At 59.7% G+C, this 13,522-nt stretch carries 15 protein-coding genes; 8 read left to right on the top strand and 7 right to left on the bottom strand.

Features of this window, described 5'->3' with window-relative positions; translation table 11 throughout:
- Positions 1 to 9: 9 nt before the first annotated feature.
- Genes lptA through ACVDHI_RS12675 form a run of 4 tightly spaced genes read right to left on the bottom strand, consistent with a single transcriptional unit; the run spans position 10 to position 2,621 of the window.
- Complete coding sequence (gene lptA / locus ACVDHI_RS12690) at positions 10 to 528, bottom strand: lipopolysaccharide transport periplasmic protein LptA (protein ID WP_010675873.1); 519 nt, start codon at positions 526 to 528, stop codon at positions 10 to 12.
- Positions 515 to 1,075 carry an LPS export ABC transporter periplasmic protein LptC gene (gene lptC / locus ACVDHI_RS12685; protein ID WP_039040473.1) on the bottom strand — a complete coding sequence of 187 codons (561 nt, stop codon included), beginning with the start codon at positions 1,073 to 1,075 and terminating at the stop codon, positions 515 to 517. The genes lptA and lptC overlap by 14 nt, the downstream gene beginning before the upstream one ends.
- A complete protein-coding gene (kdsC, locus tag ACVDHI_RS12680) occupies positions 1,072 to 1,626 on the bottom strand; it encodes a 3-deoxy-manno-octulosonate-8-phosphatase KdsC (RefSeq protein WP_041214035.1) in 555 nt (184 codons plus the stop codon). Before kdsC ends, lptC begins: the two co-directional genes overlap by 4 nt.
- Positions 1,626 to 2,621, bottom strand: a complete 996-nt coding sequence (locus ACVDHI_RS12675) for a KpsF/GutQ family sugar-phosphate isomerase (protein WP_447212147.1) — start codon at positions 2,619 to 2,621, stop codon at positions 1,626 to 1,628. The genes kdsC and ACVDHI_RS12675 overlap by 1 nt, the downstream gene beginning before the upstream one ends.
- A 206-nt stretch (positions 2,622 to 2,827) precedes the next feature.
- On the opposite strand from ACVDHI_RS12675, the gene mlaF reads away from it, so the two are divergent.
- The 7 genes from mlaF to murA are packed head-to-tail and all read left to right on the top strand — an operon-like array spanning position 2,828 to position 7,349.
- On the top strand, positions 2,828 to 3,628 hold the full coding sequence (gene mlaF, locus ACVDHI_RS12670; protein ID WP_029314846.1) for a phospholipid ABC transporter ATP-binding protein MlaF: 801 nt from the start codon (positions 2,828 to 2,830) through the stop codon (positions 3,626 to 3,628).
- A complete protein-coding gene (gene mlaE / locus ACVDHI_RS12665; protein ID WP_010675878.1) occupies positions 3,628 to 4,407 on the top strand; it encodes a lipid asymmetry maintenance ABC transporter permease subunit MlaE in 780 nt (259 codons plus the stop codon). The genes mlaF and mlaE overlap by 1 nt, the downstream gene beginning before the upstream one ends.
- A gap of 7 nt (positions 4,408 to 4,414) precedes the next feature.
- Entirely contained in the window at positions 4,415 to 4,912 is a 498-nt protein-coding gene (gene mlaD / locus ACVDHI_RS12660; protein ID WP_279987305.1) for an outer membrane lipid asymmetry maintenance protein MlaD, read from the top strand.
- Between the two features lie 2 nt (positions 4,913 to 4,914).
- The gene (gene mlaC, locus ACVDHI_RS12655; protein ID WP_039040470.1) at positions 4,915 to 5,547 is read left to right on the top strand and encodes a phospholipid-binding protein MlaC; all 633 of its coding nucleotides are present in this window, start codon (positions 4,915 to 4,917) and stop codon (positions 5,545 to 5,547) included.
- Complete coding sequence (locus tag ACVDHI_RS12650) at positions 5,544 to 5,816, top strand: STAS domain-containing protein (protein ID WP_279987306.1); 273 nt, start codon at positions 5,544 to 5,546, stop codon at positions 5,814 to 5,816. Before mlaC ends, ACVDHI_RS12650 begins: the two co-directional genes overlap by 4 nt.
- Positions 5,816 to 6,073: a BolA family iron metabolism protein IbaG gene (gene ibaG, locus ACVDHI_RS12645; RefSeq protein ID WP_010675882.1), complete on the top strand. Its 258-nt coding sequence runs from the start codon at positions 5,816 to 5,818 to the stop codon at positions 6,071 to 6,073. The genes ACVDHI_RS12650 and ibaG overlap by 1 nt, the downstream gene beginning before the upstream one ends.
- Positions 6,074 to 6,092: 19 nt before the next feature.
- Positions 6,093 to 7,349 carry a UDP-N-acetylglucosamine 1-carboxyvinyltransferase gene (gene murA / locus ACVDHI_RS12640; RefSeq protein ID WP_041211853.1) on the top strand — a complete coding sequence of 419 codons (1,257 nt, stop codon included), beginning with the start codon at positions 6,093 to 6,095 and terminating at the stop codon, positions 7,347 to 7,349.
- Between the two features lie 91 nt (positions 7,350 to 7,440).
- Here the strand turns inward: murA and pmbA are convergent, their stop codons facing one another.
- Positions 7,441 to 8,784, bottom strand: coding sequence for a metalloprotease PmbA (pmbA, locus tag ACVDHI_RS12635; protein ID WP_010672690.1), 1,344 nt, complete (start codon positions 8,782 to 8,784; stop codon positions 7,441 to 7,443).
- A 114-nt stretch (positions 8,785 to 8,898) separates the two neighbouring features.
- On the opposite strand from pmbA, the gene yjgA reads away from it, so the two are divergent.
- Complete coding sequence (gene yjgA / locus ACVDHI_RS12630) at positions 8,899 to 9,423, top strand: ribosome biogenesis factor YjgA (RefSeq protein WP_010672689.1); 525 nt, start codon at positions 8,899 to 8,901, stop codon at positions 9,421 to 9,423.
- An 86-nt stretch (positions 9,424 to 9,509) separates the two neighbouring features.
- On the opposite strand, the gene ACVDHI_RS12625 is transcribed toward yjgA, so the two are convergent.
- Both ACVDHI_RS12625 and tmaR read right to left on the bottom strand, forming a co-directional pair.
- Positions 9,510 to 12,593, bottom strand: coding sequence for a transglycosylase domain-containing protein (locus ACVDHI_RS12625; RefSeq protein ID WP_029313573.1), 3,084 nt, complete (start codon positions 12,591 to 12,593; stop codon positions 9,510 to 9,512).
- Between the two features lie 213 nt (positions 12,594 to 12,806).
- Entirely contained in the window at positions 12,807 to 13,124 is a 318-nt protein-coding gene (gene tmaR, locus ACVDHI_RS12620) for a PTS system regulator TmaR (protein WP_010672687.1), read from the bottom strand.
- Positions 13,125 to 13,522 lie beyond the last annotated feature (398 nt).

Here is a 13,522-nt window from a genome sequence, read left to right as displayed (position 1 = left end):
TGTTGTTTCCTACTTCTTCTGATCGGCGGGTTTGTCAAAGTTCTCCACCTGATCCGGCAGGAACACCGTCTTGACGCGCTGGGTGGGCCCCTTGCTCTCGGCAATCATCTTCTGCTTGACGATGTCGTAGCGAATGAGATCGCCGGTCACCTGGCTGTCTTCCTGCTTGAGCTGGCCATTGCCGGTGATGGTCACCAACCGGTTCTTAAGCTCGTAGCGGATGCTGTTGCCATGGGCATTGACCGGTTTGCCGTTGTCCAGTACCTGGAAGAAAGTGGCTGGGTTGCCATACGCGGTCATCACCTCAGCGCCCTTGTCGCCGGAGCGGATCACCACCACCTTGTCGGCCTTAATCTTGATGGTGCCCTGGGTGATGATGACATCCTCGCTGAAGGTGATGCGGTTGTCCTGCATCTCGGCCACCTGCTTGACCGCATCCACATAGACCTTCTCGGCGAAATCGGACTCTTTGGCATTCAGGGAACCGCACAGCAACAGGGCCGTGAGGGCCAGATTAACGTTTTTCATTGAAATAAGTGGCATGGCCTTTATCCAGTAACTCGAAATATTTACGTTCCAGGTGACCCTTGAGGCCAACGCCCTCGGTCTGGAACTCCTGGCCCACAATGCTGATGTGCTGGTTGCTTCTCATCCCCTGCGTCACCAGATCCAGCTCCAGATAGGAAGTATCCAGCGTGGAGATGAAGGACGCGGGCAGCAGACCGTCCAGATGCACCTTGTCACGGAGGATCACATTGTCATCGGTGTTGAGCACCCCGGTTTCGGCCGTCAGCTTCCATTCGGCCGCGCCCTTGTCATCGAACATGTAGACCACCGGCTTGGTGAAAGTGGCCTGCTCGAGTACCTGGTAGTACTCCGCATATTCGGATTCCAGCCGCTCGGTGCGCTTGCCCTGCTCGTTGAAACGGGTCGTCACCAACTCTCTGGCGGTGAAGTCCGGTTGAAAATTTTCCGTCTTGGTGGTCGGCTCGGGGACCAGCTCGATCTCCCCCAGCTGCCAGGCCGCCAGCGCAGCCAGAAACAGCAGGCCGAACAGCACAGTCTGTTTGTTCATCGCGACGCCTCGGGTTGATAGTCAGCCAATCCCTGGGCCTGCAAGATCAGGTCGCACACCTCGCGCACGGCCCCGACGCCACCGCCAAGCCGCGTCACCAGATCCGCCTTCGCCAGCACAAGCGGATGGGCATCGGCAACGGCGATACCCAAGCCGCAAGCCTGCATCACCGGCAGATCGATGGTGTCATCTCCCATATAGGCGGCTTGCGATGCATCCAGCCCGAGCTTGGTCAGCAAGGCCTCGAAGTGGGGCAGCTTTTTGTCTGCACCCTGCACCAGGTGCTGGACTCCCAGACTCTGCATGCGATCGCTGACGATGCGGGAGTTTCGCCCCGTGATGATGGCAATCTCGATGCCCGCATTGAGCAGGGCACGCATGCCGGCACCGTCACGGGTGCAGAAAGTCTTCAGCTCTTCGCCGTTATTGCCCATATAGATGAAGCCGTTGGAGAGCACCCCATCCACATCGCACACCAGCAGGCGGATCTGCGCCGCCTTCTCGTACTGGCTGCGCGTCACCGGACCATAGAGGGTCGGTACGTCTTGCATCAAATTACTCCGGCTTTCAGCAGGTCATGCATGTTGAAGGCACCCAGAGGGTGTCTCTCCCCATCCACGACCAACAACCCGTTGATTTTCCTGGTTTCCATCAGCTTGACGGCCTCGGCCGCCATCATCTCAGGCCCTACGGTAACACAGTTCACCGTCATGACGCGGCTGATGGGGGTGTGATGGATGTCCACCTGCAGGTCCAGAATGCGGCGCAGGTCACCATCGGTGAACAGACCGGCAAGCAGCCCTTGATCGTCCACCACCGCCGTCATGCCGAGCCCCTTGCGGCTCACTTCCAGCAGCGCCTGGCTGATGGTGGCATCTATCCCCACCTTGGGCAACAGCTCGCCGCTGTGCATCAGATCGCCCACTCGCAACAGCAACCGCTTGCCGAGGGACCCGCCCGGATGCGACAGCGCAAAGTCATCGGCGGTGAAGCCACGGGCCTCCAGCAGGGCCACGGCCAGCGCGTCCCCCATCACCAGGGTGGCGGTAGTGCTGGATGTCGGGGCCAGACCGAGGGGGCAGGCCTCTTTCTCCACCTTGATGCACAGGTGCACGTTGGCCTCTTTCGCCATGGTGGAAGCCGGATTGCCTGTCATGCAGATGAGTGGAATGCCGCGGCGCTTGAGCACCGGCAGCAGGGCCAGGATCTCGTCGCTCTCGCCGGAGTTGGAAATGGCGATGATGAGATCCCCGGCTGAGATCATGCCGAGATCCCCGTGGCTCGCCTCGCCCGGGTGCAGGAAGAAGGCGGGCGTTCCCGTGCTGGCCAGGGTCGCGGCAATCTTGTTGCCGACATGACCCGACTTGCCCATGCCGGTCACCACTATCTTGCCGCCACAGCGCAGCACCATCTCGCAGGCGCGCTCGAACGCCTCGTCAAGGTACTGGTAGAGTCCATCAATGGCTTGTTTTTCTATGTCCAGCACCGCTCGGGCGCTGCGACGGAAATCGAACAATTCAGACACTTTTTCAGGCTTTACAGACATAAAGGCACAGCTCCGGGCCGAAATTTGCTGCGGGATTATAAAAAAGTCTGCCGAGATAAGCGAATCGGATGCGGAATGGGCGGTCATTGACGCAGGTTGTTACATAAAACTGTCGCGTACTTGGGGGGGAAACCCGCTCAATAGTTGTTCCTCGCTGTTGCTTAGACCTAGACTAGCCCATAAAATTCGCTCTTCATTTATACCGGATGGACAATTGTTTGAACGATGACCTGATCACCATCTCCGACCTGACCTTCAGTCACGGGGATCGGCTGCTGTACGACAGGATCAACCTGACCATTCCCCGTGGCAAGGTCACCGCCGTCATGGGTCCGAGCGGGATCGGCAAGACCACCTTGCTGCGCCTGATCGGGGGCCAGCTCAAGCCTGAGTCCGGTCACATCCTGTTTGACGGGGAAGACGTTCCCACGCTCTCCCGTTCACGCTTGTATGAAGTGCGTAAACGGATGAGCATGCTGTTCCAGAGTGGCGCATTGTTCACCGGCATGACCGTCTTCGACAACGTGGCCTTCCCGCTGCGGGAGCACTCCGGCCTGCCGGAAGAGCTGATCCGCACCATCGTCATGATGAAACTGCAGGCTGTCGGTCTGCGCGGGGCGGCCAAGCTGATGCCGTCCGAGCTCTCCGGTGGCATGGCGCGTCGCGCGGCCCTGGCGAGATCCATCGCGCTGGATCCGGATCTCATCATGTATGACGAGCCCTTCGTGGGGCAGGACCCCATCACCATGGCGGTGCTGGTGAAGCTCATCAAGGAGCTCAACGATGCACTCGGCATCACCTCCGTCATCGTCACCCACGACGTGAAGGAAGTGCTGAGCATCGCCGACTACGCCTACATCATCGCCAACCGCAAGGTAGTGGCACACGGCACACCGGAGCAGCTGCGCGAGGAGCACAATCCCGAAGTCGAGCAGTTCCTCAAGGGATTGCCCGACGGTCCTGTTCCGTTTCATTTTCCGGCAGGCGACCTGCTACAGGATCTGTGATGTTGACAAGTCAGATAAGCAAGCTGGGCCGCAGCGGTGTGCGTTTCATCAACGCCGTCGGCCGGGCAACCATCATGCTGTTTCATGCACTGGCAGGACGGCCCCAGCCACGCAAGCACTTCCCGCTGCTGGTGCAGCAACTGTATGTGGTGGGAGTGCAATCCGTCGCCATCATACTGGTGTCAGGCCTCTTCATCGGCATGGTGCTCTCCCTGCAGGGTTACAACGTATTGAAGGATTTCGGCGCAGAGCAGAGCCTGGGGCCTCTGGTTTCCCTCTCCCTGCTCCGTGAGCTGGGTCCTGTGGTCACCGCCCTGCTGTTCGCCGGTCGTGCGGGCTCCGCCCTCACCGCCGAGATCGGCCTGATGAAGGCCACCGAGCAGCTCTCCAGCCTGGAGATGATGGCGGTCGATCCGCTGCGTCGGGTCGTGGCGCCCCGCTTCTGGGCCGGGGTCATCAGCATGCCGCTGCTGGCCTTCATGTTCAGTCTGATCGGCATCTTTGGCGGCAAGCTGGTTGGTGTCGACTGGCTTGGGGTGGACGAAGGCAGTTTCTGGTCCGCCATGCAGGCCTCCGTCGACTGGCAGGACGACATCATGCAAGGCGCCATCAAGAGCCTGATCTTCGCCCTGGTGGTGACCTGGATAGCGCTCTTCAACGGCTATGATGCCAAACCGACCTCGGCCGGGATCAGTCAGGCGACCACCCGTACCGTGGTTCACTCATCCCTGGCCGTGCTCGGTCTGGATTTTATACTCACCGCAGTCATGTTTGGATAAGGGAAAGATGAAGTTCAGCAAAGTAGAATTTCTGGTTGGCGCCTTCATGCTGGCTGGCATCGCGGCCATTCTGGCATTGGCACTGCAAGTGGCGGGATTGAGTTTCAAACCGGAAGGAGAAACCTATACCCTGCGCGCCCATTTCGATAATATCGGCGGCCTGAAAGTGCGCTCGCCGGTCAAGGTCGGCGGCGTCGTCGTCGGTCGTGTCAGCGACATCACCCTGGATCCCAAGAGCCAGGTCCCCATCGTTTCCCTGCAGATGCAGAAGAGTGCCGGCGAGTTCTCCGAGACCAGCACCCTCTCCATCCTGACCTCTGGCCTGCTCGGTGAGCAGTACATCGGTCTGGCACCGGGGTTCACCGATGAAGAGATGGGCACCAGCATGCTCAAGGATGGCGACATGATCGAAGACACCAAGTCCGCCATCGTGCTGGAAGATCTGATTGGCAAGTTCCTCTACAGCCAGTCCTCTCCGGCCAACACACCCGCAACCAAGGAGTAACCATGTTCAAGAAGATCGCCCTGATGCTGGGTCTGATGACCAGCATGCTGTTCTCCCTCGTCGCCCGTGCGGATGTCAATACTTCGGACCCCTATGCCCTCGTGGATCAGGCCGCCCAGCAGACCTTTGCCCGCCTGAAAGCCGATCAGGCCCAGGTGAAGAGCAACCCCGATCACCTGCGCGTCATCATCCGCGAGGAGCTGCTGCCCTACGTGGACAACCGCTTCGCCGCCTACAAGGTGCTCGGCAACCAGATCAAACAGACGACCCCTGCCCAGCGTGACGCCTTTGTGGACGTCTTCACCGAGTACATGGTGAGCTCCTACGCCGACGCCCTGGCACACTTTGACAAGCAGACCGTCAAGGTCCAGCCCGGCAAAGCCGCCGAGAGCAACATCACCGCCGTCAACGTCAGCGTGAAAGAGGCCGGCAAGCCGGACATCTTCCTCGAGTTCAAGCTGCGCAAGAACAACAAGACCGGCGAGTGGAAAGCCTTCGACATGGTTGCCGAAGGGATCAGCCTGCTCTCTGCCAAGCAGAACGAGCTGGGCGGCCTCATTCGCCAGAACGGCATCGATGCGGTGATCGCCCAACTGCGTGAACACAACGCCAAGCCGCTGGTGATCAAGTCATGATCCTGAGCGGTGACTTGCAGGCCCCGCAGGTCAACGATCTGTGGCAACGCCGCACCGACTGGTGGCAGAACGATCGGCTCGAACTCGGTGCCGTCACTACCCTGGATTCCGCCGGCCTTGCCCTGCTGGTCAAGTGGGCCAAGGCGGCACTGGCACGGGGTGCCACTCCGACACTGGTGGGTGCCTCCAACGATTTCCATACGCTGGCCAACCTCTACGGGGTGGCCAGCCTCTTTCATTCAACCCCGCTCACAACTGAGGACTCATAATGCAAGTCTCTGAAATTGAAGCGATACTCCTCGAGGCTTTGCCATTGTCCGAAGTCCATGTCAAAGGGGACGGCAGTCACTACCAGGTGATCGCCGTCGGCGACATGTTTGACGGCATGAGCCGGGTCAAGAAACAACAGGCCATCTATGCCCCGCTGATGGACAAGATCGCCACCAACGAGATCCACGCTCTCTCCATCAAGGCCTATACCGACGCCGAGTGGAAACGCGAGCGTAAATTCCAGCTGCCCTCCTGATTTGGTAAAGAAGTAAACCATGGACAAATTCAAGATCACCGGCCCCTGCACCCTCTCCGGTGAAGTGACCATCTCTGGCGCCAAGAATGCCGCCCTGCCCATCCTGTTTGCCACCCTGCTGTGTGACGAAGAGGTTCAACTCTCCAACGTACCGCGCCTGAAAGACGTGGGTACCACCCTCAAGCTGCTGGAGATGCTGGGCGCCACCACCAAGGTCAACGGCAACGTGACCGTGCTGACCGGTGCGGTAAACAATCATGTCGCCCCCTACGAGCTGGTGAAGACCATGCGTGCCTCCATCCTGGCCCTGGGCCCGCTGGCAGCCCGCTTCGGTGCAGCAGACGTCTCCCTGCCCGGCGGCTGTGCCATCGGTGCCCGCCCGGTCAACCTGCATGTCCACGGCCTGGAGCTGATGGGCGCGAAGATCGTCATCGAAGAGGGCTACATCAAAGCCCGCGTCGACGGCCGCCTGAAAGGTGCCCACATCCTGATGGACATGGTTTCCGTGACCGGTACCGAGAACCTGATGATGGCCGCCACCCTGGCTGACGGTCGCACCGTGATCGAAAACGCCGCCCGTGAGCCGGAGGTGGTCGATCTGGCCAACTTCCTCAACGCGCTCGGAGCTAACATTCAGGGCGCCGGCACCGATACCCTGACCATCGACGGCGTAGAACGTCTGCACGGTGGCAGCTACAGCGTGCAGCCCGATCGCATCGAGACCGGCACCTTCCTGGTGGGCGCCGCCGTGACCGGTGGCAAGATCACTTGCCGCAACACCGACCCCAGCCTGCTGGAAGCCGTACTGGTCAAACTGGAAGAGGCTGGCGCCCTGATTGAAAAGGGTGACGACTGGATCACCCTCGACATGACAGGTCGCACCCTGAAACCTGTCACCATCAAGACCGCCCCCTACCCGGCGTTCCCGACCGACATGCAGGCACAGTTCACCGTGCTGAACGCGGTCGCCCAGGGCACCGGCATGGTCACCGAGACCATCTTCGAGAACCGCTTCATGCACGTGCCCGAGCTGGTTCGGATGGGTGCCGACATCGAACTGCAGGGCAATGTGGCCATCTGCCGCGACACCCAGCAGCTCAAGGGTGCCCAGGTGATGGCGACCGATCTGCGCGCCTCCGCCAGCCTGGTGCTGGCCGGCTTCGTGGCCGAAGGGGCCACCATCGTCGATCGCATCTATCACATCGACCGTGGCTACGAAGACATCGAGCACAAGCTGCAAGGCCTGGGTGGTCGCATCGAGCGCATCAAGGAATAAGCTGGCTTCACCATGAGCCGACGATAAAAAGGCCCCCTCGCCAGGCGAGGGGGCCTTTTTCATGGCCGTGTACCAGATCGGACGGAGGGGATCAGTGCCCCGCCAGTTTCATCTGCTCGACCAGTACGGAGCCGGTCTTGAGGCTGGAACGCTCATCCTCATCACTGCCCACCGCCACGATATGGCTGAACATGTCGGCTAGATTGCCTGCAATGGTGATCTCCTCCACAGGATAGAGGATCTCGCCATTTTCAACCCAGAAACCGGCTGCGCCGCGGGAGTAATCACCATTGACGATGTTGACCCCCTGCCCCATCAGCTCGGTCACCAGCAGCCCGGTGCCCATCTCCTTGAGCATGCCCTGGAAGTCCTGGCCGGTATTGGAGACCTGCCAGTTATGGATGCCCCCGGCGTGGCCCGTGGTGGTCAGGCCCAGTTTGCGGGCGGAGTAGGAGGTGAGCAGCCAGCTCATCAGCTCGCCGTTGCGGATGATGTCCATGTCGCGGGTGCGAACCCCTTCCCCGTCGAACGGGGTGCTGGCAAGTCCTCCCGGCAAGTGGGGGAACTCCTGGATGGTGAGCCACTCGGGCAGGATCTGCTTGCCCAGTTTGTCCAGCAGGAAGCTCGACTTGCGATAGAGGTTCCCCCCACTGATGGCCATCACCAGATGGCCCCACAGACCGGCAGCGGTATCGGGGTGGAACAGCACAGGGGCATGGCGGGTGCTGATCTTGCGAGCCCCCAGGCGGGAAACAGTGCGCTCCACCGCCTCGTCAGCGATGCGCTGGGGGCTCCACAGCCCGTCCAGGGAGCGGCTGGAGGAGTAGCCGTAGTCGCGCTGCATGTCACCATCCTGCTCGCCGATCAGTACGCAGCTCAGGGAGTTGCGGGACGCTGCATAGCCTTTGACGAAGCCGTGGCTGTTGCCATAGACCTTGACACCCAGGTGGCTGGAGAAACTGGCTCCGTCAGAGTGCTTGATGCGGGCATCCCGTCCCAGGGCCAGCCGCTCGCACTCGATGGCCAGCGCGATGCCACGCTGGGGATCCAGCTCGATTTGGTGGCACAGTTGCAGGTCCGGGGCATCCCAGGCCAGCAGATCCGCATCCGCAAGACCGGCGCAGTCATCGGGAGAGGTGTGGCGGGCGATCTCCATGGCCGCTTCCACGGCGGCGCGAATGGCCGGCTTGGTCAGATCCGTGGTGGAGGAGGACCCCTTGCAACCATCGCGATAGACGGCGATGCCGAGTGCGCCATCCTTGTTGAATTCGATGCTTTCCAGCTCGCAGCCCCGGGTGTTCACCGAGAGGCCGGTCTGTTTGCTGATGGAGACTTCGGCAAGCCCGGCGCCCAGCCCTTTCGCTATCTCAAGGGCCTCGGCGACCACGGCCTCGAGATGGGATTGATCCTGGCGGATTTGATCTTGCTGGTCCATAACTCACATCTGTATGAAGGGAAGGAAAGGGGCTAAGCATATCAGACCCCTGCGCCCAGCGGGAGAAGCTGGTAACATATCCGCCAAACGTGAATGACAGGAATACAGAGACCGATGAGTCAATATCAAGACGACAACGAGTGGGAAGACTGGGGCCCCAGCAAGAGCCAGCTCAAGCGTGATGCCGAAGCCTTGCAGAAGATGGGGGAAGAGATCGTCTCCCTGAGTCACAGCGAGCTGGAGAAGATCCCCCTGGATGAAGAGCTCGCCGAAGCGGTCGAGCTGGGTCGCAAGCTCAAGCCGAAGAAGGATGAGTCCTTCCGTCGCCATCTCCAGTTCATCGGCCGTCTGATGCGTAGCCGCGATGTCGCCCCCATCGAAGAGGCCCTCTCCATCATCAAGATGCGTCACTCCACCGTGAACGCCCGCCTGCATCGCCTCGAACAGTGGCGCGAGCGGCTGATCACCGAAGGCGACAGCGCCCTCAACGAGCTGATGTCCCAGTTCCACGAGCTGGATCGCCAGAAGCTGCGTCAGCTGATCCGCACCGCCAACAAGGAGCGGGAGCTGAACAAGCCGCCGGTAGCCTATCGCGAGATGTACCAGTACCTGCGCGGTGAAATTGAAGATCTGTTGTAAGTGATGACTCACGTCCGCCTCAGGGCGGCGTGCAGTACACAATCAAACGGGGCCGAAATGGCCCCGTTTTTTCATACGCTATCCGCTCAGCTGCCCGCCATGCACTGGGTATGAGTAGCAGGTTGCAGATAGGGGACCAGCAGGGGGGCCATCCCCTTGAGCACCTGTACAGGCAGCGCCGACGTGAAGCGGAACTTGTCGGACTGGCTGCCGGGTACATAGGCCGTCAGCGTGCCGAAGTGATCATCCCCGATGTAGAAGACGAAAGTCGCAGTCCGGTTGCGAGCCAGTGAACTGGTCACATTGCCGTAGCGACCCACCGTCTCGATCCGGTTGTCCCCGGTCCCCGTCTTGCCCCCCAGGGCCAGGACAGTACCATCCTGCAAGGCGAAGGCCCCGGCGATGCGCCGCGCCGTCCCCCCTTCCACCACCTTGGAGAGTGCATTGCGCAAGGCGTTGGCCACCTCGGCAGGCATCACCCGTTCCCCCTGGGTGTTCGCCGGCTCAAAGACGGTGGCGAAGGGGGTCCCCTTGGCAAAGGAGAGGTGCTCGATGCGCAGGGTCGGCGCACGAATGCCGCCGTTCTGGATGATCCCCATCAGCTCGGCCAACGCAGCAGGACGATCGCCCGAGCTGCCCAGTGCGGTCGCCAGGGACGGAACCAGGTGATCGAACGGGTAGCCCAGGCGAGCCCAGCGCTGATGGATGTCGAGGAAGGCCTCAACCTCCAGCATGGTGCGGATCCGGCTATCCCGGGCACTGCGATGACGGGTCTTGAACAGCCAGCTGTAGACCTCCTGACGCTCGTCACGGCTGGCGGTTACCGCATCGGTAAAGGTGGCCTTGTCAAACTCCTTGAGATAGGCAAGCAACCACAGCTCGAGTGGATGCACCCGTGCGATATAACCTTGATCCGGCAGAGAATATTTGCCGGGGCCGTAATTGGTATAGAGCTGCTCTATGCGCTTCTCGGTCAATTTCTCCCGCGGCAGGCGCTTGGCCAGGAAAGCTGCAAAGTCGGCCTGGGAGGCTTCCGGCATCAGATAGCGATGCACGGCGGCGAGACGCACCGCGCTGGGTTTGAGACCATCGAGGAAGGTATCGAGCTGCTCTTCTGCACTCTTGCCACGATATTTGCGCCAGAACCTCAGCAGATAGGTCTGGCCCTCTTTGTCAGCAAACTTGGCCAGGTACTCGGTACGGCGAGGATCCCTGTCATCTTTCAACAACTGGGCACGATTTCCCTCCTTGTAGAGGCTGTAGCGGACGATGTCCCGCATCAAGCGCACGAAGGGCAGGTTGATGGATTCCCGCAGCGCATCGCGAATGGGCGGGATGCGACCGTTGTCTTCCTTGCGGAAGTTGTTGAAGGTGTGCATGCCACCGCCGGTAAAGAAGCCTTCATAGGGACTTGCGGAATACTTGCGGTCCAGTGCGGCCTCCAGCATCACCGGCAGGCTTCTGTCCTTGGCACTCATCAGATAGGCGATGGCCCAGCGGCTGATGTTGTCCTGATCGGACACTTCGATCTTTCGCAGGCTCTCCACCGGCATATTGCCGTAGCTGTCATGCAACTCGGTGACAATCTCGAGATAGGTCGTCAGCACCCGCAACTTGGCGGTGGATCCCAGTTCAAGCTTGCTGCCCTCATTGATGTCGAACGGCTGGTCCGTGTTGTCGGTCTGCACCCTCACCTTGACCCCTTCCGGCGTCTTCTCGAACAGGGTAAAGCTGTACTTCACATCACCCGTCTTCTCCGGCGAGAGCAGGCGCTCACCAAACAGGCCCACCTGGGCTGCGAATGCAGGGTCTGCCAGTTGCTGCAGATAGCGTGACACCTCGTTCTGCAGCGGCATATTGAGGGTGGTGTTGGCCATCAGATCCATGCGATCCAGGTCATAAAGCTGCACCCCGAGCTGACGACTGAGACGAGTGCGAGCCACCTGCAGTCCCTTGTTGTTGTTGACTCGAGTGATGGCAGGTGCCTGCAGGAAATCGCGGAAGACCAGCTTGGCCTTGAGAGCCGACTCCATCAGGGGGGGCGTGATCATTCCCTCCTGCACGAAGAGTCGCAGATAGCTGTCTGTCAGGGTCGACAGTGCTTCTCTGCCCTGCGCCAGGTAATAGGAAGGACGGCGGTGGGCGATCATCAGGGAGACAACCTGGCGCAAGGCAAGGCCCTGCTCGGCCAGGGTGGAATCCTGGTTGCGAGCGGGATCCAGCAGTCGATTCACCTCATCGACATTGGCGCCAAACCAGACCCAGAGGCCATCACCGAGACCGTGCACCTCGCCATAACCGGGCGCCGCAGAGAGCGGGACAGAGTTGAGGTAGGCCCAGGCAACCAGCTTGCGGGCCTCCAGGGTCTCGGGCCCCAGCCGATAGGCACGAACGCTGGCCGAGACCATTTGGCGGATCTTCTCGGTCGGCGAAACGGTCAGTCCATCGGGAGAATGACGATACTTCTCCACCTGGGTCGCCAGAGTGCTGCCGCCAGCAGATTGATCCTGCATGTCCAGCGCCTTGCCCACCTGAGACAGCGCCGCCTTGGCAAAGCGCGGCCAGTCTACGGCAGGGTTGGCCAGCGGTTCCTTGTTGCTCAGGAGTTCACGGTTCTCGATAAACAGCAGAGACTGGATGACCAAGGGCGGTATGGCATTGAAATCCGGATAGTAATGAGTCGGATACTTGTACTGGTAGAAAGGTTCTGCACGGCAGTCATAGAGTGTCAATCCTGCCTGGACCTTCTCGGTATAAGGCACGAAGAAACCGTGGCTGGCGTAGTTGTAGAGCGCATCGGAAAAACGGACCTGTTCGCTCACCTGGTAGCCACGCTGAACGAGACGTTCCTGGATCATGGGCATCAGCACATAACCGAGTCGCTTGTCGAACGGGCCGTCGTCGGGGAAGGCAATTTGCTTGCTGGGGCCGGGTTCGATCTGATAGGTCAGGGTGGCCGCATAGCGGGAGATCTCCTGTGACTGCAGTCGGGAGGTCTTCATTTCATAACCCACCAGGGCGATCGCGGCAGCCAGGCAAAGCAAAAAGATAAAACAGAACAACCAGCGCCACCAGGGTCGGCGTTTACGCTGTTGTTGCCCGTCCGTATTAGGTACGGATGAATCCTGAGATGCCACTTTATTTGAATCCGTCTGTTTTGATGCGCCCATATCAGCCCCACCATGGTTGCGCAATTTATTGTCTTTCAATCAAGCTTAGTCGTTTCAAGTCAAGGGCTTGAAATCTATTGACCGCTTTGCAGCGATGTTAACAGGGCGATTGTGAAAATGGGAGCCGATTGTTGCAACGCGGCAAGAGATCCGAGCTGCGGCATGAAAATGAAACACCGGCCAGAGGCCGGTGTTGACGAGAGCGGGGCGGTATTATTTGCTGGTGCTCATACTCTTCAGCTTGGTACTCAGCTCCTTGCGCTCCTTGGAAAGCTCGGCATTTTTGATGATATGGTCATCTACGCGCTCTTCATAATCGGTCCGCATGTTGGCGATGATGGCCTGAACCTCGTCAATGCTCATGCCGGGCTTGATATAGTCACTCAGGTTGTCGAGCAACAGTACCCGCTTCTGGTTGTCACGGATCTTTTTCTCGTTGTCCGCGATTTCACGCTTGAGCTTGTTCTGACGACGGGACATACGCACATATTCCAGCACATCGTTGAAGGTTGACTTGTTTACTTGTTCCATATCGGTACCACTGAGTGAAGGTGAATGAAAACAGGCGGAGAATCCCATACCAGAAAAAAAACCGAAACCATGGCACGGGCAAACCCGGAATGCCCCTTACTCTACCGAGTTATGATTCAGATACAACCCCAATCGCAGCGCGGGCGGCGGGTTTAGACAGAACGGCCCCGACTGGGTTATTACGCTAAAAATGATGAAAACAAAGAGAGCCAACATGTGGGTTCAATGTGACCAGAGCAGGCGCAACTTTTCCGGTACGGGCAACAAGTGAACGTGAACGACGAACAGCACCATAGTGCCCGCTTGCCCTCCAGTGAGGGCTGAATTTCAGGCAATAAAAAACCCCGCTCGAGTGAGCGGGGTTTCTTGTATTGGGTGCCTGGCAGTGTCCTACTCTC

The organism is Aeromonas sp. 25-248, assembly GCF_053005425.1.
The sequence above is the reverse complement of the archived record's forward strand: the minus strand, read 5'-3'. Positions and strand labels throughout refer to the sequence as shown.

Bases quoted from the DNA above. Each gene is read 5' to 3' on its own strand.
- mlaC (WP_039040470.1), top strand. From the start codon at position 4,915: ATGTTCAAGAAGATCGCCCTGATGCTGGGTCTGATGACCAGCATGCTG.
- ACVDHI_RS12625 (WP_029313573.1), bottom strand. From the start codon at position 12,593: ATGGGCGCATCAAAACAGACGGATTCAAATAAAGTGGCATCTCAGGAT.
- mlaF (WP_029314846.1), top strand. From the start codon at position 2,828: ATGGACAATTGTTTGAACGATGACCTGATCACCATCTCCGACCTGACC.
- kdsC (WP_041214035.1), bottom strand. From the start codon at position 1,626: ATGCAAGACGTACCGACCCTCTATGGTCCGGTGACGCGCAGCCAGTAC.
- mlaD (WP_279987305.1), top strand. From the start codon at position 4,415: ATGAAGTTCAGCAAAGTAGAATTTCTGGTTGGCGCCTTCATGCTGGCT.
- pmbA (WP_010672690.1), bottom strand. From the start codon at position 8,784: ATGGACCAGCAAGATCAAATCCGCCAGGATCAATCCCATCTCGAGGCC.
- lptA (WP_010675873.1), bottom strand. From the start codon at position 528: ATGAAAAACGTTAATCTGGCCCTCACGGCCCTGTTGCTGTGCGGTTCC.
- ACVDHI_RS12650 (WP_279987306.1), top strand. From the start codon at position 5,544: ATGATCCTGAGCGGTGACTTGCAGGCCCCGCAGGTCAACGATCTGTGG.
- tmaR (WP_010672687.1), bottom strand. From the start codon at position 13,124: ATGGAACAAGTAAACAAGTCAACCTTCAACGATGTGCTGGAATATGTG.
- lptC (WP_039040473.1), bottom strand. From the start codon at position 1,075: ATGAACAAACAGACTGTGCTGTTCGGCCTGCTGTTTCTGGCTGCGCTG.
- mlaE (WP_010675878.1), top strand. From the start codon at position 3,628: ATGTTGACAAGTCAGATAAGCAAGCTGGGCCGCAGCGGTGTGCGTTTC.
- ibaG (WP_010675882.1), top strand. From the start codon at position 5,816: ATGCAAGTCTCTGAAATTGAAGCGATACTCCTCGAGGCTTTGCCATTG.
- murA (WP_041211853.1), top strand. From the start codon at position 6,093: ATGGACAAATTCAAGATCACCGGCCCCTGCACCCTCTCCGGTGAAGTG.
- yjgA (WP_010672689.1), top strand. From the start codon at position 8,899: ATGAGTCAATATCAAGACGACAACGAGTGGGAAGACTGGGGCCCCAGC.
- ACVDHI_RS12675 (WP_447212147.1), bottom strand. From the start codon at position 2,621: ATGTCTGTAAAGCCTGAAAAAGTGTCTGAATTGTTCGATTTCCGTCGC.